Here is a 20,205-nt window from a genome sequence, read left to right on the forward strand (position 1 = left end):
GGTGAGTCTTGCCGTGCGTGTCATCCCCTGTCTCGACGTCGACGCCGGGCGTGTCGTCAAGGGCGTCAACTTCGTCGATCTGCGCGATGCAGGTGATCCGGTCGAGATGGCCACGGTCTACGACGCCGAGGGTGCCGACGAGCTGACCTTCCTCGACATCACCGCGTCGTCGGGATCACGCGCCACGACGTACGACGTGGTCAGCCGCACCGCCGACCAGGTGTTCATCCCGCTCACGGTGGGCGGGGGAGTGCGCACGCCCGAGGACGTCGACCGGCTGCTGCGCGCCGGCGCCGACAAGGTCGGCATCAACACCGCCGCCATCGCCCGACCCGAGGTGATCGCCGAGATCGCGCACCGCTTCGGCAGCCAGGTGCTGGTCCTGAGTGTCGACGCCCGTCGCGCCCCGACGTCCGGTGACGGCGTCCAGCCCAGTGGCTTCGAGGTGACCACCCACGGAGGGCGCCAGTCCGCGGGCATCGACGCCGTCGAATGGGCCCGTCGTGCCGCCGAGCTGGGCGCCGGCGAGATCCTGCTGAACTCGATGGACGCGGACGGCACGAGAAATGGCTTCGATCTGGAAATGATTCAGGCGGTCCGTGACGTTGTACAAGTGCCGCTCATCGCGAGCGGCGGAGCGGGCAGGCTCGAGCACTTCGCTGCCGCGGTCGACGCGGGAGCTGACGCCGTGCTCGCCGCAAGCGTGTTCCACTTCGGAGACATGACAATCGGACAGGTGAAGGACGCCTTGAGAACTGCTGGACACGATGTCCGATAGCGCCACCGCACGCGAGGACACCCTGCACGACGACGGGGTGCGCGACGACACTGCGCGGGACAGCCAGGGGAGCGAACCCGAGGAGACCGACGGATCGCTCGGCACCGCCGACTCCTCACACATGACCCGACGTGGCATGACGCTGCTCGGTCGGGGGATCCGCGAGCAGAAGTTCCTGTTCGCCATCTCTGCACTCGGCAGCGTGCTGTTCGGTGCCATGACGGTCGCTGACGCCTGGGTCCTCGGCTGGGCCACCGACAACGTGATCCGCCCGTCCTTCGAGCGCGGCGAGGTCCTGCAGGGTGCTCTGTGGGCGTCGGCCGGCCTGTTCATCGGCGTGGCCGTCCTGCGCGCCATCGGTGTGGTCGCCCGCCGCCTGATCGGCGGACTCGTGTACTACCGCCTGGTCGCGTCGCACCGTCGGCTCGTCACCCGCAAGTACCTGCAGCTGCCCATGTCGTGGCACCACCGCCACCCCACCGGCCAGCTGCTGTCCAACGCCAACGCCGACGTCGAGGCCGCGTGGGCGGTGTTCATGCCGTTGCCGATGGCCGTCGGTGTCATCGCGATGCTCGCCGCTGCCCTGGTGGCGATGATCGCCGCCGATCTGGTGCTCACGATCGTCGGCCTGATCGTGTTCCCGGCCCTGTTCGTGATCAACGTGTTCTACCAGCGCTGGCTGTCACCCCGGGTGGCCCACGCGCAGGCGCTGCGAGGCGACCTCAGTGCTGTCGCGCACGAGTCCTTCGACGGCGCCACCGTGGTCAAGTCGCTGGGACGTGAGTCCGACGAGACCGAGCGCTTCGCCGTCCGCACCCGCGAGCTGCGCGACGCCAACATCGCGGTCGGCCGCATCCGCAGCGTGTTCGACCCGCTCCTGGAGGTGCTGCCCAACCTCGGCATCCTGCTGGTCATCGTGCTCGGGGTCGGTCGGGTGGCGAGCGGTGCGGCCGAACCCGGCGACGTCGTGCAGGTCGCCTACCTGTTCACCGTGGTGGCCTTCCCGGTGCGTGCCATCGGCTGGGTGCTCGGTGAGCTGCCCCGCAGCGTGGTCGGGTGGGAGCGGGTGCGCAGCGTGCTCGAGGCATCCGGTTCCATGCAGTACGGCTCGGCCGATCTTCCCGGCGACGGGGCGGCTCGCCTGCGCATCGAGGACGTGTCGTTCCGGTTCGACGACGCGCAGACCGACGTCCTGTGCGATCTGGACCTGACGGTGCCGGCCGGCAGCGTGACCGCCGTGGTCGGCTCCACCGGCAGCGGAAAGAGCACCATCACGTCGCTGCTGGTGCGCCTCATGGACCCGACGCGCGGGACCATCTGGCTCGACGACGTCGCCCTGCCCGAGCTCGGTCACTCCGAGCTGGCCGAAGCGGTCGCGGTGGTGCCCCAGTCGACGTTCCTGTTCGACGACTCCGTGCGCGAGAACGTCACGCTGGGCCGCGACGTCTCTGACGACGACGTGTGGGACGCCCTGCGCACGGTGCAGGCCGACGGCTTCGTCGCCGCACTCAGCGCGGGTCTGGACACCCAGATCGGCGAGCGCGGCACCACGCTGTCCGGGGGACAGCGCCAACGGCTGGCGCTCGCGCGTGCCCTGGTGCGTCGGCCGCGCCTCCTGGTGCTCGACGACGCCACCAGTGCGGTCGACCCCGAGGTCGAGCAGCGCATCCTCAAGGCGCTGGCCCGTCAGACCTCCGGTGGCTCCGGCCCCACGGTCCTCGTGGTGGCCTACCGCAAGGCCACCATCGCGCTGGCTGACGACGTCGTCCTGTTCGAGGGCGGTCGCGTCGTGCAGCAGGGCACCCACCACGAGCTGGTCGAGCGAAGCGAGGCGTACCGCGACATCGTCAACGCCTACGACCAGGCCCGGGAGGCTTCACCATGAGTGTCCAGGAGGACCTGCCCGAGATCGAGTCCTCGCGTGCCACCGGTCTGTCGGTCATCAAGCGCGGACTCGACATGTCGCTGGGGGTCAAGGACGGTCTCTGGTTCACGATCGTGCTGGCCCTGCTGAGCACCGTCGGCGGCACCGCGGTGCCCATCGTGGTGCAGCGCACCATCGACTCCGGCCTGAGCGACGGCAGTGCGGGCGGGGTCGAGCTGTCGAACATCGCCCCGGCCCTGCTCATCGCCCTCGGACTGGTGCTGGTCACCGCGGTCGCTGCCTACTTCATGCGCGTACGTCTGTTCGTGGCCAGCGAGAACGGCTTGGGTGAGTTGCGCATCACTGCCTTCCGCCACGTGCACGACCTGTCCATGCTGACCCAGAACTCCGAGCGACGTGGCGTGCTCGTCTCGCGAGTGACCTCCGACATCGACCAGGTCTCGCTGTTCCTGCAGATGACCGGCATCATGATCGTGATCAGCCTCGGCCAGATCGTGGTCGCCACGATCGTCATGCTGTTCTACTCCTGGCAGCTGACCCTCGTCGTGTGGTTCTGCTTCCTGCCGCTGGTATTCAGCCTGCGCTACTTCGCCAAGCGACTCAGCGCCGCCTACGACATCGTGCGCCGCACCGTCGGCGAGATGCTCGCGGTCATCGCCGAACCGGTCGTCGGTGCCTCGGTGGTCCGGTCGCACGCCATCGAGCAGCGCACCCAGGAGCGGGTCGACGGCGGCATCACGGGCAACCTCGACGCCAACACACAGGCCCAGAAGCTGGTGGCCGTCACCTTCGCCTCGGCCGGCATCTCCGGGGGCCTCGCCAATGCCGGAGTCATCGCCGCGGGCGTCGTGATCGGTGTCGCGGGTGGTCTGTCGATCGGCACCGTGATCGCCTTCGCGTTCCTGGTCAGCCTGGTCGTGGGTCCCACCCAGAACGCCACCCAGGTGCTGACCGAGGCACAGAACGCGATCGCCTCGTGGCGCCGGGTGATGGACCTGGTCGACACCCCGGCCGACGTGATCGATCCGGGCGAGAACGGCCGCGACCTGCCGGACGGTGCCCTCGGTGCCACGTTCGACCACGTCTCGTTCGCCTACCCCCACGGTCCCGACGTGCTGCGCGACGTCCGCGTCGACATCCCTGCCCGTCAACGGGTCGCGGTGGTGGGGGAGACCGGATCGGGCAAGACCACCTTCGCCAAGCTGCTGACCCGGCTGATGGACCCACGCGACGGCGCCGTCCGCCTCGGTAAGGTGGACATCTCGCAGGTCGCGTTCGCCGAGCTGCGCCGGCACGTGCTGATGGTGCCGCAGGAGGGCTTCTTGTTCGACGACACGTTGCGCCAGAACCTGGTCTACGGTCGCGCCGAGGCCACCGACGCCGACCTGCTCGGTGTCATCGACGAGCTCGCGCTGCGCGACTGGTACCGCACGCTGCCGCAGGGACTGGACACCCGCGTCGGTCAACGCGGCGAGTCGTTGTCGGCGGGGGAGCGCCAGCTGGTCGCCCTCGTTCGCTCGGCCCTGGCCGATCCGGACCTGCTGGTGCTCGACGAGGCCACCAGCGCGGTCGATCCGCAGACTGAGCTGCGGGCGACCCGTGCGTTGGAGCGTCTGCTGGACGGCCGCACCAGCGTCACCATCGCGCACCGCCTGTCCACGGCCGAGAATGCCGACCGTGTGCTGGTCTTCGACAGCGGGAGACTGGTCGAGGACGGCAGCCACGCCGAGCTCGTCGAGGCCGGCGGCGTCTACGCGCGGCTGCACGCGAGCTGGGTCGCCCAGGCCTCCCTGTCGTCGTGATGCACGACGGCTGGGACCATGGAGTCATGCGTACGTCCCTCGATCCCGCGGTCTCCGCCCGGCTGACCCGTAATGACGCCGGTCTGGTCCCGGCCGTCGTGCAGGACGCCACCAGTCGAGACGTCCTGATGCTCGGCTGGATGGACGACGAGGCGCTGCACCGCACCCTCACCACCGGCCGCGGCACGTACTGGAGTCGCAGTCGCGGCGAGTACTGGGTCAAGGGTGAGACGTCCGGCCACACCCAGCACGTGCGTGAGGTCCGTCTCGACTGCGACGGCGACACCCTGCTGGTGCTCGTCGACCAGATCGGTCCGGCGTGCCACACCGGTGAGCACACCTGCTTCGACGCGGACCGACTGCTGTGACGGGGGACGCCACGACCGATGAGAACAGGGCTCGCCGCTGGTACGCGCCGACCGTGCTCGGTCTGCTCGCCGCCGGCGGAATGGCCTTCCTCGCCTCGTCGCGTCAGTGGGCGAACGCCACCGTGGCCTCCGACGGTCTGCCGAGCGACACCATCGAGATCACCGGTTCGCAGGCGCTGCCCCTGATGGGTGCCCTGGCACTCGTCGTGGTCACGGCAGCGCTGGCGGTGCTGGCCACAGGTGGCCGCATGCGTCGAGGCGTCGGCATCATCACGGTGCTCGCGGCTGCTGGAGGCCTGTGGGTCGTGATCACCGGCGGCGGCTCCATCGACCGCGCCTTCGCCGATGCCGTCGAGCAGTCGCCGGCCTTCACCGGCGGGGACGTGCCGCCGTTCAGCCAGTCGGTGCTGTGGCCGGTCGTCGCCGCAGCGGCCTTCGCGATCGCCGTGGCGCTCGGTGTCGTGACCGTGGCGATGGGCCATCGGTGGTCCGCGATGAGTCGGCGGTACGAAGCGCCGACCGGCGCCGCGCCGACCCGGCCGAAGACCGAGGCAGACATCTGGAAGGCGCTGGACGAGGGCCGCGATCCCACCGAGTAGGCTGCGGACATGCACGGATCCTCGCCTGCCGCCTGGACGGCTGTCCTTCTCGCCCTCGCCGGCACCACCATCGGTGGCATCGCCCTCATCCCGAACCCGAACTGGATCGTCTTCACGATCGGCTGCGTCATCGCCGCGATCGCAGGTCCGGTCGGACTGTTGATGTCAGCAGCCGGCATGGGCGCCGGCGACGACGACCACTGAGCCGACGACGACCACTGAGCTGACGGAGACCTCGTGACCGACGGACCCCAGTACCCCCGGTATCCCGGTGAGCCCGATCCCGGTGAGCAGCCGACGCCCCAGCAGTCGCCCGGCCAGCAGACGCCTCCGCCGGGGTACAACCCTCCTCCAGGCGAGGCGTCTGCGCCTGCCTACGAAGGACCGATCTCGAACCACCCCATGCAGTCCGGTCCTCCCAACCCGGGCGCGTACGCCAGCTGGGGGTCGCGGCTGGGTGCTTACCTGATCGACGGCCTCCTGACGACGCTGATCATCGCCGTCCCCGTGGCTGCTGGACTCATCTGGGCCTTCGTCGACTCCGACGTCGACCCCGTGACCGACGAGCTCACGGGCGTCAACGGACTCGGGATCCTCGTGGCCGTCCTGGGGTTCCTGGCCGGCTTCGCCTTCGACATCTGGAACAAGATCTTCCGTCAGGGCCGCAGGACGCAGAGCATCGGCAAGAAGCTCCTGGGCATCAAGGTGGTGTCGCTGAACCACGGTGGTCCGATCGGCGCGGCCTCAGCACTGGGCCGGTGGGCCATGCAGGTGATCGTGCCCGGCGCCATTCCGTTCGCCGGGTTCGTCTACGTCCTGGTCGATGGCCTCTTCCCCCTGTGGGACGACAAGAGCCAGTCCGTGCACGACAAGGTGATCAGCTCCGTGGTGGTGCGGGCCTGATGAGCCCCACCTGATGAGCCCCACCTGATGAGTCCCGCCCGATGAGTTCTGCCGTCGCGAACGAGCCGATGTCGCGGTGGTCCACGTGGCGTGACCCCGCAGCCGTCGCTGCGGCCGGGGCAGGCCTGTTCGCCTTGCTCCGTCTGCATGATCCGCACGACTCAGGAAGCTATGGATTCTGTCCGTCGCTGATCCTGACCGGCATCCCGTGCCCTGGCTGCGGCGGATTGCGGGCCGTCAACGACCTCACCCACGGCGATCTGGCTGCTGCCGTCAGCAGCAACGTGATCGCGGTGGGGCTGGTCGCCGGACTCGCTGTCGCGTGGCTCGCGTGGACCGTTCGCCGCGCGCGTGGTCGGCCGGGCCCCATGCTTGCGCTGAGTGCGCGCTGGGGCTACGCGGCGCTGGCCGTGCTGGTGGTGTTCGGCGTGGTGCGCAACCTGCCGTTCGGCGCAGCCCTGGCCCCCTGAACATCAGAAGTGTGAGCGTCAGGCGCTGAACGCGAACCCGAGCACCACGACGTAGAACACGATGGCCAGGGCGGTCAGGGACAGTGCGACGATGCCGAGGATGAAGCCCGCCTGCGCCTGCCCCGATCCGGTCAGGTGTCCGTTGGACGAGGCGATCTCGCCCTTGGCCTGCTGGCCCATGATGATCGAGGCGATGCCGAGCAGGCCGCAGCACAGCAGGCTCAAGATGCCCAGGATCATCGACCAGGTGGCCTTCTGGGAGGTCTGCGGCACTGGACCGTAGGCGCCATAACCGCCCGGAGCGCCAGGCGGGGGCATCGACGGCGGGCCGTAACCGCCCGTCGGTGGCAGGTGGTCCGGTGGAGGCGGGGGTGGTGTGCCTCCCTGTCCCGGGGTGGATCCGTAGTCGGGATACTCGGGAGGCTCGTTCGCGGACATGGCCAGAACCCTAGCGCCTGGTCGGACCGCACTGCTTCAGGCGGTCACGACCAGCCGCGGGGGTTCAGAACAGGCAGTTTGGTCCAGCGAGTTCAGGCGACCTCGGCGACCGGCTGGCCGCTGAAGCTCTTGAAGGCGTAGGCCCCTGCCACGACCGTGATCGGTATGGCGACGAGGAGTCCGACCACCAGCGCGAGGGTTCCGGCGATCAGGATCAGGAAGGCCAGCAGGCCGCTGAGCAGAGCAGAGCCGAAGTTCGATCCGACCATCGCGAAGCTCGACCCGATGGCCTTGATCGGCGATTCGTCCCGGTCGACCACGAAGTAGATCGCGAAGAACGAGAAGATCGAGACGATGATCCCGGGCAGGACGAGCAGCACGAATCCGATGGAGGTCAGCAGGCTGACGATGATGCCGGTGATGATGATCGGCACCGGAGAGATCCGGCTGAAGGCATCGCCGAGCGAGAACTTCCTTCCCTCACAGATGTCGAGGCACCCGCGGATCATGGCAGCCGTCGGCAGGAGCACCACGGCGCCGAGGATGGTCTGCGCCACGAAGGAGAGCAGCAGCTCACCGCCCTCGAATGCGAAGCCGCCATCGGCACCGACGAAGTCCGGGGAGGGCGCGACGGCCTCGGTGATGAGCGACAGCACGATGGCCACGGCGAAGATCAGCACGGTGGTCAGCACCAGCTGGCCGGCATTGGCCTTGAACGCCTTCCAGCCGTAGCCGAAGGCGGCCGGTGCCTCATAGCCCACGATCGGGCCGCCGGGCGGTGGTGGCGGCATGGCGCCTGGACCCGAGCCGTAGGCCGGGGGCGGCGGGGCCGAGCCGTAGTCGGGCAGACCCTGATCTGACGGCGGGCCAGCAGGTGGAGGGGCGTGGGGAGGCGGGTTGTTGGCGGAGTCGTCGCCGGGGTACGGCGGTGGTTCGTTGGCTGACATGCGGACAATCTAACGCGATCAGAGCAGATCGAGGAAGACTGCAACCACAGCCAGCAGGAGGGTCGCGCCACCGATGGCCAGGCCGGCCCCGGCCAGGTCGGCCCCCCGTTGCGTGCCGCCGGACGCGAGGATCTCGCGCCGAGCGTGCGTGCCGGTGGTGACCGCCGGCATGCTGAGCACGAGCGATCCGAAGGGTTCGATCACCAGCAGGACGAAGGCGACGACTCCCAGGCCCACACTCAGCACGGCCCGCTGGTTCAGTGCAGCGGACGGGTGGGGAGACGACGGATCTCCGGCGTGCGGCTCACCGTGTGGCCGCCCGGCGTCCTCGGGCGGGTCGTCGGTCGTCATGAGCCGAGCATAGGACGGTGGTCTGCAGGCCCCGGGACACCTGCCGCACGAGCGGGTCTACGCTAGAGACACGACCACGCTTCACGCGGCCCGAGGGAGAATCGATGTCAGTGCTCGACGAGATCCTCGCCGGAGCGGCCGAAGACCTCGAGGTGCGCATGGCTGCCACCAGCCTCGACGACCTCAAGGCACAGGCTGCACGGCAGCATCCGGCGCTCGATCCGCTGCCGGCGTACCGCGCCGACGGCATCTCGGTCATCGCCGAGGTCAAGCGGTCCAGTCCCAGCAGGGGCCAGCTGGCCACCATCAAAGACCCCGCGGGATTGGCGGCGGACTACGCTGCTGGCGGCGCGGCCACGATCAGTGTCCTCACCGAGCAGCGCCGGTTCAACGGCACGCTCGACGACCTGCGCGCCGTGCGAGCCGTCGTCGACGTGCCCGTGCTGCGCAAGGACTTCATCACCACCTCCTACCAGCTGTGGGAGGCGCGAGCCGCCGGGGCGGACATGGCCCTGCTGATCGTGGCAGCGCTGGACCAGCTGGCGCTCGAGAGCCTGATAGAGCGAGCCCGCTCGATGGGACTGACTCCCTTGGTCGAGGTGCACGACGCCGACGAGGTGCGACGGGCCCTTGATGCCGGTGCAGAGATCATCGGCGTCAATGCTCGCAATCTCAAGACCCTCGAAGTCCATCGCAACACCTTCGAGACGTTGGCCCCGCTGATTCCCGATCATGTCGTGCGGGTGGCCGAGTCGGGCATCCGTGGTCCGCACGACGTCATCGAGTACGCCAAGTGTGGCGCCCACGTCGTGCTGGTCGGTGAAACGCTCGTGCGCGGCGACGATCCGCGCGCATCGGTGGCCGACCTCGTCGCCGCTGGCGCCCACCCGGCTCTGCAACACCGGTGGTGATCGCTCGCGTCGCCGGGTCTTCGGTGTCGCGAGCGCCCCGCACATCCACCCTGATCGAGGACACCGCATGACTGCACAGCCGCACTACGCCCAGCCCGATGCCTCCGGGCACTTCGGCCGCTTCGGCGGTCGCTTCATGCCCGAGGCGCTGATCGCTCCGCTCGACGAGCTCGATCACGCCTGGACCGAGGCCAGGGCAGATCCGGTCTTCATGGCCGAGCTCGACCGGATGATGCGCGAGTACGCGAACGTCCCGAGCCCCCTGTACGACGCCACCCGGTTCTCCGAGGTCGCGGGTGCGCGCATCCTGCTTAAGCGAGAAGATCTCAATCACACCGGGGCGCACAAGATCCGCAACGTGATCGGTCAGGCGCTGCTGGCCAAGCGCATCGGCAAGCCGCGTGCCATCGCTGAGACCGGTGCAGGTCAGCACGGCGTCGCCTCGGCCACGGCCTGTGCCTACCTCGACCTGGACTGCACGGTGTACATGGGCGAGGTGGACACCGAGCGCCAGGCGCTCAACGTCGCCCGCATGCAGATGCTCGGTGCCGAGGTCGTGTCGGTCACCACCGGCAGCCGCACCCTCAAGGACGCCATCAACGAGGCGCTGCGCGACTGGGTCTCCAGCGTCGACACCACCTCCTACCTGTTCGGCACCGCCGCTGGTCCGCATCCGTTTCCCTCGATGGTGCGCGACCTGACGCGCGGCATCGGCGACGAGGCCCGCCGCCAGTGCCTCGAGCAGTTCGGTGCCCTGCCCGACGCTGCTGTCGCCTGCGTGGGCGGTGGCTCGAACGCGATCGGGCTGTTCACGGCCTTCATCGACGACGCCGACGTGCGGTTGGTCGGCATCGAGGCCGGCGGCGACGGTGTCGAGACCGGGCGGCATGCGGCCACCATCAGTGGTGGCGACGTCGGTGTGCTGCACGGGGCACGGTCCTTCCTGCTGCAGGACGAGGACGGGCAGACGATGGAGTCGCACTCGATCTCGGCCGGCCTCGACTACCCGGGAGTGGGTCCTGAGCACTCCCATCTCGCGGACATCGGCCGAGCCACCTACCGACCGGCCACCGACGCCCAGACGATGACGGCATTCGACCTGTTGTGCAAGACGGAGGGGATCATCCCGGCGATCGAGTCGGCCCACGCGCTGCACGGAGCGCTGGAGCTGGCCAAGGAGCTCGGTCCGGATTCGACCATCTTGGTCAATCTGTCCGGTCGCGGCGACAAGGACGTGCACACCGCCGCGGAGTATTTCGGCCTGCTCGACGGCCCGGTCGTCCTCACCGAAGGTGTCGAGGAGTGAACGAGCGTCAGCCAGTGATCCATCAAGAGATGAGCGGGTCGACGTCCCGGATCGACGAGCTGTTCGAACGCACCCGGGCGGAGAACCGGGCCGCCCTGGTCGGTTACCTGCCGGCCGGGTTCCCGACCAAGCAGGGCTCGATCGACGCGATCGAGGCGATGATCGCCGGGGGAGTGGACCTGGTCGAGGTCGGTCTGCCCTACAGCGACCCGGTCATGGACGGTCCCACCGTGCAGGTCGCGGTGGAGACCGCGATCGCCGCCGGCTTCCGCACCACCGACGTGTTCGACGTCGTGCGCGCCTCGGCGGCCCACGTGCCGACCGTGGTCATGACGTACTGGAACCCGGTGGAGCGGTACGGCGTCGACCGGTTCGCCGGTGACCTCGCTGCCGCAGGCGGGTCGGGCCTGATCACTCCGGATCTCACCCCCGACGAGGCGGGCGAGTGGATCGCCGCGTCGCACGAGCACCGGCTGGATCGGACGTTCCTGATCGCTCCGTCGTCGACGCCTGAACGTCTGGCCATGACCACCGAGGCCGCGAGCGGGTTCGTGTACGCCACGGCCGTCATGGGTGTGACGGGTGCACGCGAGCAGACCAGCTCGCTCGCGCCCGAGCTGGTGGCCCGCGCCCGCGAGGTCACCGACAAGCCGATCGGTGTGGGGCTCGGCGTCAGCAACGGCGCCCAGGCGCACGAGATCGCCCAGTTCGCCGATGCCGTGATCGTGGGCTCGGCCCTGGTCCGCACGCTGCTCGACGCGCCGGACGCAGCCGCCGGCATCACGGCGATCCGTACACTCACCGAAGACCTGCGCGCTGGCGTCGAGAGGACCTGATCGTGACCTTGCAAGGCTCCCTGCACAGCGTGTCGACCTCGATCCCCAGCCCGTCCACCGGCGTGTGGGAGATCGGCCCCGTCCCGCTGCGGGCGTACGCGCTGGGCATCATCATCGGTGCGCTGCTGGCCATCTGGATCACGGAGAAGCGCTTCGTGGCCCGCGGAGGCAAACCGGGTGTGGTCGGCGACATCGCCATCTGGGCCATCCCCTTCGGCATCGTGGGCGCCCGCATCTACCACGTGATCACCGACCCCGAGCTGTACTTCGGCGAAGGGCGCAGCGTGGTCGACGTGCTGTACGTCTGGCAGGGCGGCCTCGGCATCTGGGGCGCTGTGATGGGTGGCGCTCTGGGCGCCTACATCGCATGCCGTCGATACAACGCGTCCTACTCGATGCTCGCCGATTCCCTGGCCCCGGGGCTGCTGGTGGCCCAGGCCGTGGGCCGTCTGGGCAACTACTTCAACCAGGAGCTGTTCGGTCAGCCCACCGACCTGCCGTGGGCGCTGGAGATCGACCCGGTCAACCGGCCGACCGGCTTCGAGCAGTTCGCGACCTTCCACCCCACTTTCTTGTACGAGCTGCTGTGGAACCTGGCCGCCGCGGCGCTGCTGATCGCGCTCGATCGTCGCTACTCGTTCACCGCCGGCCGCGCCTTCGCGCTGTACGTCATGCTCTACACCGCCGGTCGCTTCTGGATCGAGCTCCTGCGCATCGACACGGCCAACGAGATCGGGCCGTTCCGCGTCAACGTGTGGACCTCGGTCGTCGTGTTCGTGCTGGCGCTCATCTACTACCTGCGAACCCGCCGCCGCACCCGTCTCGACGAGCCCACCCCCGTGGACGGTGGATCCTCGACCGAATGACAGGGCCGGGTGCATGCGCACGGCGGCAGGCCCATCACCGCAGATCTGTGTAAACTCATCACGCTGTCCGAGGCCAATGTCGTCCCCGGTTTCGAGCACTCGCTCACCCGACGACTGAAAGAGGCCCCGATGTCTGCACCGAAGTTCTCGGCCCAGCCCGCCGCGCAGGGTCTGTACGACCCGGCCAACGAGCACGATGCGTGTGGCGTGGCGTTCGTGGCGACGCTCACCGGCGTGCCGAGCAACGACATCGTGCTCAAGGGCCTGACTGCTCTGCGCAACCTCGATCACCGCGGCGCCGTGGGCGGCGAGCCTGACACCGGCGACGGTGCCGGCATCATGCTGCAGGTCCCGGACCGGTTCCTGCGTGGCGTGGCCCGCGACGACGCGGAAATCGAGCTGCCCGCGGCCGGCACCTACGCGGCCGGCATGGCCTTCCTGCCGGTCGACGAGCGTGAGGCGGCCGCGGCCCGACTGCGGATCGAGGCCCTGGCAATCGAGGAGGGACTCGACGTGCTCGGCTGGCGCGACGTGCCGGTCAATCCCGAGATCCTGGGTTCGATGTCCCGCGGTGCGATGCCGTCGTTCTCCCTGGTCTTTGTGGCCTCATCGGGTGAACCCCGCACCGGCATCGAGCTCGACCGCATGGCCTTCTGCCTGCGCAAGCGCTCCGAGCACGAGACTGGCGTGTACTTCCCGTCGCTGTCGTGCCGCACCCTGATCTACAAGGGCATGCTGACCACCGAGCAGCTCGAGGGGTTCTTCCCCGATCTCGCCGACGAGCGCATCGAGTCAGCGCTCGCCATCGTGCACAGCCGGTTCTCCACCAACACCTTCCCCAGCTGGCCGCTGGCACACCCGTTCCGGTTCGTGGCCCACAATGGCGAGATCAACACCGCCCGGGGCAACCGCAACTGGATGCGCGCTCGCGAGGCGACGCTGGCCAGCGATCTGATCCCCGGCGACCTGCAGCGGCTCTACCCGATCTGCGATCCGCTCGGCAGCGACACCGCCTCGCTCGATGAGGTGCTCGAGCTGCTCCACCTGGGCGGCCGCAGCCTGCCGCACTCGATCATGATGATGATCCCCGAGGCGTGGGAGAACGACGCCGACATGGATCCGGCCCGCCGGGCGTTCTATGAGTTCCACAGCTCGATCATGGAGCCCTGGGACGGACCCGCCGGTGTGTGTTTCAGTGACGGTACCCAGATCGGCGCCGTGCTGGACCGCAATGGTCTGCGCCCCGGCCGGTACTGGGTCACCCAGGACGGCCTGGTCGTGCTGGCCTCCGAGGCCGGCGTGCTCGACCTCGACCAGTCCACCATCACGCGCAAGGGTCGTCTCGAGCCCGGTCGGATGTTCCTGCTCGACCTCGACCAGCACCGCATCATCGAGGACGAGGAGATCAAGAGTCAGCTCGCCGCCGAGAAGCCCTACGACGAGTGGCTGTACTCGGGTCTGGTTCGTTTCGACGACCTGCCGGACCTCGAGCACATCGTTCACACGCACGCCTCGGTGACGCGTCGCCAGCAGGTCTTCGGCTACACCGAGGAAGAGTTGCGGCTGCTCGTCGCGCCGATGGCTCGGGCCGGCGCCGAGGCGATCGGATCGATGGGCACCGACACCCCCATCGCGGCACTGTCGGACCAGTCGCGCACGTTGTTCGACTACTTCTCGCAGATCTTTGCGCAGGTCACCAATCCGCCGCTGGACTCGATCCGCGAAGAGGTCGTGACCTCGCTGGCCGGCACGATCGGCCCGGAGGAGAATTTGCTGGCGCCGAGTCCGGCGTCGTGCCGCATGCTGCAGCTGCCGTTCCCGGTGATCGACAGCGACGAGCTGGCCAAGATCCGGCACATGAACAAGGACGGCGACATGCCGGGCTTCGCGGTGCACGTGGTCCGCGGCCTGTACGAGATCAACGGTGGCGGGAACGCCCTGAAGAGCCGCCTCGAGCAGATCTGCACCGAGGTGTCCGAGGCGATCAGCGACGGAGCGCGCATCATCGTGCTGTCCGACCGCCACTCCAACGCCGATCTGGCACCCATTCCGTCGCTGCTGCTGACCGGCGCCGTGCACCACCACATGGTGCGCGAGAAGCTGCGCAGCCAGGCCGGCCTGCTCGTCGAGTCCGGCGACGTGCGCGAGGTGCACCACGTCGCCCTGCTGATCGGCTACGGCGCCACCGCGGTCAATCCGTACCTGGTCCTGGAGTCGGCCGAGGACCTCGCCCGCGAACACATCTTCGTGGAGGGCGTCGAACCCGCCCAGGCGTTGCGCAACGTCGTCACGGCACTCGGCAAGGGTGTGCTCAAGGTCATGAGCAAGATGGGCGTCTCGACCGTCGCGTCGTACACCGGTGCCCAGATCTTCGAGGCCGTGGGCCTCAGCCACGATCTGGTCGACTCCTACTTCACCGGGACGGCCTCCAAGCTCGGTGGCGTCGGTCTCGACGTGATCTCGCGCGAGGTCCTGACGCGTCACCAGCGGGCCTACCCCACCAGGGGGATCGCGGGCAAGCGCCGCCAGCTCGAGGTCGGCGGCGAGTACCAGTGGCGCCGCGGCGGACCGGAGCACCTGTTCGACCCCGAGACCGTGTTCCGGCTGCAGCACTCGACCCGGTCGGGCTCCTACGAGGTCTTCAAGCAGTACACGCAGCGCGTCGACGACCAGTCCGAGCGACTGATGACCCTGCGCGGGTTGTTCGCACTCCCGCACGAGCAGGGAGCCGAGGGCCAGCGCGAGCCCGTGCCGCTGGAGGAGGTCGAGCCGGTCGAGGCGATCGTCAAGCGCTTCTCCACCGGCGCGATGTCCTACGGCTCGATCAGCCAGGAGGCGCACGAGACCTTGGCGATCGCGATGAACCGCCTCGGCGGCAAGTCCAACACCGGTGAGGGCGGCGAGGACTCCGAGCGACTGCACGACCCCGAACGGCGCTCCGCGATCAAGCAGGTCGCATCGGGCCGCTTCGGCGTCACGTCGGAGTACCTGACCAACGCCGACGACATCCAGATCAAGATGGCCCAGGGCGCCAAGCCCGGTGAGGGCGGCCAGCTGCCCGGCCCCAAGGTGTACCCGTGGGTGGCCAAGACCCGTCACTCCACGCCTGGCGTCGGACTCATCTCCCCGCCGCCGCACCACGACATCTACTCGATCGAGGACCTCAAGCAGCTCATCCACGATCTGAAGAACGCCAATCCGGCCGCGCGCATCCACGTCAAGCTCGTCTCGGAGGTCGGCGTCGGCACGGTCGCGGCCGGTGTGTCCAAGGCCAAGGCGGACGTCGTGCTGGTCTCCGGCCACGACGGCGGTACCGGAGCGTCGCCGCTGACGTCGCTCAAGCACGCCGGCGGCCCGTGGGAGCTCGGCCTGGCCGAGACCCAGCAAACCTTGCTGCTCAACGGCTTGCGCGATCGCATCGTGGTCCAGACCGACGGTCAGCTCAAGACGGGACGCGACGTCGTGATCGCCGCGCTGCTCGGTGCCGAGGAGTACTGCTTCGCCACGGCGCCCCTGGTGGTCAGCGGCTGCATCATGATGCGCGTGTGCCACCTGGACACCTGCCCGGTGGGGGTCGCGACCCAGAACAAGATGCTGCGCGAGAAGTACTCCGGCCAGGCCGAGTTCGTGGTCAACTTCTTCACCTACATCGCCGAGGAGGTGCGGGAACTTCTCGCCGCCTTGGGTTTTCGAACGCTTGATGAGGCCATCGGCCACGCGGAGCTCTTGGACACTCGCGCTGCGATCGATCACTGGAAGGCCGAGGGTCTCGACCTATCGCCGATCTTCTACGTGCCCGAGCTGCCCGAGGGTGCGTCGCTGCACCAGACGAGCACGCAGGACCACAGCCTGGACAAGGCCCTCGACGTCGAGCTCATCGCGCTCAGCGCCGATGCTCTGGAGCGTGGTGAACCCGTGCGCGCCCAGCTGGACATCCGCAACGTCAACCGCACGGTCGGCACCATGCTCGGCCACGAGGTGACCAAGCGGTACCGGGGTGAGGGGCTGCCCGAGAACACGATCGACCTGACCTTCCTGGGGTCGGCGGGCCAGTCGTTCGGGGCCTTCGTCCCCAGCGGCATCACGTTGCGGCTCGAGGGCGACGGCAACGACTACGTCGGCAAGGGGCTGTCCGGGGGACGCATCATCGTGCGACCGCCCCGCGACGCCGGTTTCGCCGCCGAGTCCCAGATCGTGGCCGGCAACGTCATCGGCTTCGGCGCCACGGCCGGGCAGATCTTCCTGCGCGGTCAGGTCGGCGAGCGGTTCTGCGTGCGCAACTCCGGTGCGAGTGCGGTCGTCGAGGGCGTGGGCGACCACGCGCTGGAGTACATGACCGGCGGCACCGTGGTGATCCTGGGCCGCACCGGCCGCAACATCGCCGCGGGCATGAGTGGTGGTCAGGCGTACGTGCTCGATCTCGACGAGTCCCTGGTCAACACCGCCATGGTTGAGCTGCGGCCCCTGGCGGGGCCGGAGGCAAGCGGCTTCGCTGCGGATGCTCGCGATGAGCTGAAGGCTTTGATCAGCAAGCACTTCGAGGAGACCGAGTCGGCGGTGGCCGAGCAGCTGCTCGGCAACTGGGAGCAGTCGCTGGCTCGATTCACCGAGATCATGCCGACGAACTATCGCCTGGTCCTGGAGGCGCAGGCCTCCGCCGAGGCTGAGGGCCTGTCCGAGGAAGACACGACCGAACGCATGATGGAGGTGGCCAAGAATGGCTGATCCCCGAGGATTCATCACCACGCCGCGTGAGACCGCTGAGCGGCGACCGGTCGAGGAACGGGTCAACGACTGGAACGAGGTCTACCCCGGCGGGGCGGGCCGGGCCCTGCTGCCGATCATCAGCGAGCAGGCTGGCCGGTGCATGGACTGTGGCATCCCGTTCTGCCACAGCGGTTGCCCGCTGGGCAACCTGATCCCGGAGTGGAACGACCTCGTCTGGCGCGAGGAGTGGGACGAGGCGCTCGATCGCCTGCACGCCACGAACAACTTCCCCGAGTTCACCGGTCGCCTGTGCCCGGCTCCGTGCGAGACCGCCTGCGTCGTCGGCATCAACCGCGACGCCGTCACGATCAAGAACGTCGAGGTCTCGATCATCGACAAGGGCTGGGAGGACCGTCAGGTCAAGCCGGAGCCCCCGGAGTGGTTGACCGGCAAGACCGTCGCGGTCGTCGGATCGGGGCCTGCGGGACTCGCGACGGCTCAGCAGCTGACGCGCGCCGGACACACCGTCGCGGTGTACGAGCGCGACGACAAGATCGGCGGGCTGCTGCGCTACGGCATTCCCGAGTTCAAGATGGAGAAGAAGCAGGTCGACCGTCGCGTCGACCAGATGATTCGCGAGGGGACCGTGTTCCGCACGGGCGTGCGGGTGGGGGAGACCCTCACCGGATCGCAGCTGCGCGACCGTTACGACGCGGTCGTGCTCGCGATCGGTTCCACGGTGCGTCGTGACCTGCCGGCCCCGGGTCGCGAGTTCACCGGCATCCACCAGGCCATGGAGTTCCTGCCCCAGGCCAACCGGGTGGCGCTCGGCGAGGACGCGACCAGGGACGGTTCGGACCAGATCACCGCCGAGGGCAAGGACGTCGTCATCATCGGCGGCGGTGACACCGGCGCGGACTGCCTCGGGACGTCTATCCGGCAGAAGGCCAAGTCGATCACGAGCCTCGAGATCATGGCGCAGCCCGGCGAGGACCGCCCGGACCACCAGCCCTGGCCGACCTACCCGATGACCTACCGCGTCGCCTCGGCCCACGAGGAGGGCGGCGACCGGGTCTACGCGGTGTCGACCAAGGAATTCGTGGGCGACGACGACGGACACGTCTCGGGCCTGCGCCTCAGCGAGGTGGAGATGAAGGACGGAAAGTTCGAGGAGGTGCCGGGCAGCGAGAAGGTGATCCCGGCCCAGCTCGTGCTGTTCGCGATGGGCTTCACCGGCCCCGAGCCCGAGGGAGTGGTCGAGCAGCTCGGTGTGGAGCTCGACGACCGCGGAAACGTCAAGCGGGACAAGGCGTACATGAGCAGCGTCCCCGGCGTGTTCGTGGCCGGCGATGCCGGTCGTGGTCAGTCGCTGATCGTGTGGGCCATCGCCGAGGGGCGTTCGGCTGCGGCCGGGGTCGACGCGTACCTGTCGGGCTCGACCAACCTGCCCAGGCCGGTCGGACCGAACGATCGCCCGTTGACTGCCTGACCGGTCCACCAAATAAGTTGCGCGAAACCACAAAATTGACTCGCGGGTAACAGCCCGGCGCGGCTACGGTGGACCTCGTGCGTAGAGCAAAGATCGTCTGCACTCTGGGACCGTCCACCAATTCCTCCGAGCGCATCCTCGAGCTGGCCCTGGCCGGCATGGATGTCGCTCGACTCAACATGAGCCACGGCGACCGAGCCGACCATGTGCAGAATCTCGAGTGGGTGAGGGCCGCCGCCGCAACCACCGGCAAGGCGATCGCGACACTCGCAGATCTGCAGGGCCCCAAGATCCGCCTCGGGCGGTTCGCCAACGGTCCGCACCACCTGGGCACCGGCGACGAGTTCATCATCACCGTCGACGACGTCGTCGGTGATGAGCATCGGTGCTCCACGACGTACACGGGTCTGACCGGCGACGTCAGTCCCGGCGACGAGATCCTCATCGACGACGGTCGTGTGCGTCTGCGCGCCACGCAGGTGACCAGCAACGACGTCACCTGTGTCGTGGAGGTGCCCGGAGCGGTCAGCAACAACAAGGGCATCAACCTGCCCGGCGTGAACGTCAGCGTTCCCGCGATGAGCGAGAAGGACATCGACGACCTGCGCTGGGCGCTGCAGGCCGAGGTCGACTTCGTCGCCTTGTCCTTCGTGCGCGACGCGGAGGACGCCGACGACGTTCGCGCCATCATGGCCGAGGAGGGCGTGCACCGCCCCATCATCGCCAAGATCGAGAAGCCGCAGGCCGTCGAGAACCTCGACGCGATCATGGACGCCTTCGACGGCGTCATGGTGGCCCGCGGTGATCTGGGGGTCGAGCTGCCGCTCGAGGACGTCCCGATCGTGCAGAAGCTGATCATCGAGAAGGCACGCCGCAATGCCAAGCCGGTCATCGTGGCCACCCAGATGCTCGAGTCGATGATCTCCTCTCCCCGCCCCACCCGGGCCGAGGCGTCCGACGTCGCCAACGCCGTCCTCGACGGGGCCGATGCCGTGATGCTCTCCGGCGAGACGAGCGTGGGGGAGTTCCCGGTGCAGACGGTGCGCATCATGTCCCGGATCGTGGCATCCACCGAGGATCACGGCATGCCCCGCATGGCCGCCTTCACCTGGACGCCCAAGACCACCACCGGCATCATCTGTCGCGGCGCCAGCCAGGTCGCGGAGGCCGTCGACGCCCGCATGACCGTGGCGTTCACCACCACGGGTGACTCCGCGCGACGCATGGCCCGGTACCGCTCGCACATTCCCGTGGTGGCGTTCACCCCCGACGAGCTGACCCGCAACCAGCTGGCACTCACGTGGGGGATCGAGACCTTCCTGGTCCCCGAGGTGAAGTACACCGACCAGATGGTCATGCAGGTCGACAAGGCCCTGCTCGCCATCGAGAAGTGCGAACCCGGCGACCGCGTCGTCATCGTGGCCGGTTCACCTCCCGGCATCCCGGGCTCGACCAACGCCCTGCGCGTGCACAACATGGGCGATGCGATCAACAAGGTCGTGCCGGCGTACGAGGACGTCAACGACCGCTGAGTCTGCCGGTTGGCACC

18 protein-coding genes are annotated in these 20,205 nt (G+C 68.6%); 15 read left to right on the top strand and 3 right to left on the bottom strand.

What is annotated here, in order from left to right:
• Nucleotide 1 precedes the first annotated feature (1 nt).
• Genes hisF through ACHAA3_RS11970 form a run of 8 tightly spaced genes read left to right on the top strand, consistent with a single transcriptional unit; the run spans nucleotide 2 to nucleotide 6,805 of the window.
• A complete protein-coding gene (gene hisF / locus ACHAA3_RS11935) occupies nucleotides 2-778 on the top strand; it encodes an imidazole glycerol phosphate synthase subunit HisF (protein ID WP_435709241.1) in 777 nt (258 codons plus the stop codon).
• Nucleotides 768-2,663: an ABC transporter ATP-binding protein gene (locus ACHAA3_RS11940; RefSeq protein ID WP_435709242.1), complete on the top strand. Its 1,896-nt coding sequence runs from the start codon at nucleotides 768-770 to the stop codon at nucleotides 2,661-2,663. The genes hisF and ACHAA3_RS11940 overlap by 11 nt, the downstream gene beginning before the upstream one ends.
• Nucleotides 2,660-4,465 (top strand): ABC transporter ATP-binding protein, encoded by a 1,806-nt coding sequence (locus ACHAA3_RS11945; RefSeq protein WP_435709243.1) that lies wholly within the window; start codon nucleotides 2,660-2,662, stop codon nucleotides 4,463-4,465. The genes ACHAA3_RS11940 and ACHAA3_RS11945 overlap by 4 nt, the downstream gene beginning before the upstream one ends.
• A gap of 26 nt (nucleotides 4,466-4,491) precedes the next feature.
• Nucleotides 4,492-4,833: a phosphoribosyl-AMP cyclohydrolase gene (gene hisI, locus ACHAA3_RS11950; protein ID WP_435709244.1), complete on the top strand. Its 342-nt coding sequence runs from the start codon at nucleotides 4,492-4,494 to the stop codon at nucleotides 4,831-4,833.
• Nucleotides 4,830-5,432, top strand: a complete 603-nt coding sequence (locus tag ACHAA3_RS11955) for a Trp biosynthesis-associated membrane protein (RefSeq protein ID WP_435709245.1) — start codon at nucleotides 4,830-4,832, stop codon at nucleotides 5,430-5,432. Before hisI ends, ACHAA3_RS11955 begins: the two co-directional genes overlap by 4 nt.
• Before the next feature lie 9 nt (nucleotides 5,433-5,441).
• Complete coding sequence (locus ACHAA3_RS11960) at nucleotides 5,442-5,636, top strand: HGxxPAAW family protein (protein ID WP_435709246.1); 195 nt, start codon at nucleotides 5,442-5,444, stop codon at nucleotides 5,634-5,636.
• A gap of 33 nt (nucleotides 5,637-5,669) precedes the next feature.
• The gene (locus tag ACHAA3_RS11965; RefSeq protein ID WP_435709247.1) at nucleotides 5,670-6,335 is read left to right on the top strand and encodes an RDD family protein; all 666 of its coding nucleotides are present in this window, start codon (nucleotides 5,670-5,672) and stop codon (nucleotides 6,333-6,335) included.
• Nucleotides 6,336-6,376: 41 nt separating this feature from the next.
• Nucleotides 6,377-6,805, top strand: coding sequence for a DUF2752 domain-containing protein (locus ACHAA3_RS11970; RefSeq protein ID WP_435709248.1), 429 nt, complete (start codon nucleotides 6,377-6,379; stop codon nucleotides 6,803-6,805).
• 18 nt (nucleotides 6,806-6,823) lie between these two features.
• On the opposite strand, the gene ACHAA3_RS11975 is transcribed toward ACHAA3_RS11970, so the two are convergent.
• The 3 genes from ACHAA3_RS11975 to ACHAA3_RS11985 form a co-directional block, all read right to left on the bottom strand.
• A complete protein-coding gene (locus tag ACHAA3_RS11975) occupies nucleotides 6,824-7,243 on the bottom strand; it encodes a DUF4190 domain-containing protein (RefSeq protein WP_435709249.1) in 420 nt (139 codons plus the stop codon).
• Nucleotides 7,244-7,335: 92 nt separating this feature from the next.
• Nucleotides 7,336-8,190 (bottom strand): hypothetical protein, encoded by an 855-nt coding sequence (locus ACHAA3_RS11980; RefSeq protein ID WP_435709250.1) that lies wholly within the window; start codon nucleotides 8,188-8,190, stop codon nucleotides 7,336-7,338.
• Nucleotides 8,191-8,208: 18 nt separating this feature from the next.
• Nucleotides 8,209-8,541, bottom strand: coding sequence for a hypothetical protein (locus tag ACHAA3_RS11985; protein WP_435709251.1), 333 nt, complete (start codon nucleotides 8,539-8,541; stop codon nucleotides 8,209-8,211).
• Between the two features lie 104 nt (nucleotides 8,542-8,645).
• Between ACHAA3_RS11985 and trpC the strand changes: the two genes are divergently transcribed.
• From trpC to pyk, 7 genes are all read left to right on the top strand, one after another.
• On the top strand, nucleotides 8,646-9,452 hold the full coding sequence (gene trpC, locus ACHAA3_RS11990) for an indole-3-glycerol phosphate synthase TrpC (RefSeq protein WP_435709252.1): 807 nt from the start codon (nucleotides 8,646-8,648) through the stop codon (nucleotides 9,450-9,452).
• 67 nt (nucleotides 9,453-9,519) lie between these two features.
• A complete protein-coding gene (trpB, locus tag ACHAA3_RS11995; protein ID WP_435709253.1) occupies nucleotides 9,520-10,758 on the top strand; it encodes a tryptophan synthase subunit beta in 1,239 nt (412 codons plus the stop codon).
• A 29-nt stretch (nucleotides 10,759-10,787) separates the two neighbouring features.
• The gene (gene trpA, locus ACHAA3_RS12000) at nucleotides 10,788-11,594 is read left to right on the top strand and encodes a tryptophan synthase subunit alpha (RefSeq protein ID WP_435709439.1); all 807 of its coding nucleotides are present in this window, start codon (nucleotides 10,788-10,790) and stop codon (nucleotides 11,592-11,594) included.
• Between the two features lie 2 nt (nucleotides 11,595-11,596).
• Entirely contained in the window at nucleotides 11,597-12,460 is an 864-nt protein-coding gene (gene lgt, locus ACHAA3_RS12005) for a prolipoprotein diacylglyceryl transferase (protein ID WP_435709254.1), read from the top strand.
• Nucleotides 12,461-12,589: 129 nt separating this feature from the next.
• On the top strand, nucleotides 12,590-17,185 hold the full coding sequence (gene gltB, locus ACHAA3_RS12010; protein WP_435709256.1) for a glutamate synthase large subunit: 4,596 nt from the start codon (nucleotides 12,590-12,592) through the stop codon (nucleotides 17,183-17,185).
• Nucleotides 17,178-18,656, top strand: a complete 1,479-nt coding sequence (locus ACHAA3_RS12015) for a glutamate synthase subunit beta (RefSeq protein ID WP_435709257.1) — start codon at nucleotides 17,178-17,180, stop codon at nucleotides 18,654-18,656. Before gltB ends, ACHAA3_RS12015 begins: the two co-directional genes overlap by 8 nt.
• A 77-nt stretch (nucleotides 18,657-18,733) precedes the next feature.
• The gene (gene pyk, locus ACHAA3_RS12020) at nucleotides 18,734-20,188 is read left to right on the top strand and encodes a pyruvate kinase (protein WP_435709258.1); all 1,455 of its coding nucleotides are present in this window, start codon (nucleotides 18,734-18,736) and stop codon (nucleotides 20,186-20,188) included.
• Nucleotides 20,189-20,205: the final 17 nt, after the last annotated feature.

Source organism: Aeromicrobium sp. CF3.5 (assembly GCF_051262695.1).
GTDB lineage: Bacteria > Actinomycetota > Actinomycetes > Propionibacteriales > Nocardioidaceae > Aeromicrobium.

Coding starts and splice junctions, on each gene's coding strand:
- ACHAA3_RS11940 (WP_435709242.1), top strand. CDS start 768: ATGTCCGATAGCGCCACCGCACGCGAGGACACCCTGCACGACGACGGG.
- ACHAA3_RS11945 (WP_435709243.1), top strand. CDS start 2,660: ATGAGTGTCCAGGAGGACCTGCCCGAGATCGAGTCCTCGCGTGCCACC.
- hisI (WP_435709244.1), top strand. CDS start 4,492: ATGCGTACGTCCCTCGATCCCGCGGTCTCCGCCCGGCTGACCCGTAAT.
- ACHAA3_RS11960 (WP_435709246.1), top strand. CDS start 5,442: ATGCACGGATCCTCGCCTGCCGCCTGGACGGCTGTCCTTCTCGCCCTC.
- ACHAA3_RS11970 (WP_435709248.1), top strand. CDS start 6,377: ATGAGTTCTGCCGTCGCGAACGAGCCGATGTCGCGGTGGTCCACGTGG.
- ACHAA3_RS11975 (WP_435709249.1), bottom strand. CDS start 7,243: ATGTCCGCGAACGAGCCTCCCGAGTATCCCGACTACGGATCCACCCCG.
- ACHAA3_RS11980 (WP_435709250.1), bottom strand. CDS start 8,190: ATGTCAGCCAACGAACCACCGCCGTACCCCGGCGACGACTCCGCCAAC.
- ACHAA3_RS11985 (WP_435709251.1), bottom strand. CDS start 8,541: ATGACGACCGACGACCCGCCCGAGGACGCCGGGCGGCCACACGGTGAG.
- trpC (WP_435709252.1), top strand. CDS start 8,646: ATGTCAGTGCTCGACGAGATCCTCGCCGGAGCGGCCGAAGACCTCGAG.
- trpB (WP_435709253.1), top strand. CDS start 9,520: ATGACTGCACAGCCGCACTACGCCCAGCCCGATGCCTCCGGGCACTTC.
- trpA (WP_435709439.1), top strand. CDS start 10,788: ATGAGCGGGTCGACGTCCCGGATCGACGAGCTGTTCGAACGCACCCGG.
- gltB (WP_435709256.1), top strand. CDS start 12,590: ATGTCTGCACCGAAGTTCTCGGCCCAGCCCGCCGCGCAGGGTCTGTAC.
- ACHAA3_RS12015 (WP_435709257.1), top strand. CDS start 17,178: ATGGCTGATCCCCGAGGATTCATCACCACGCCGCGTGAGACCGCTGAG.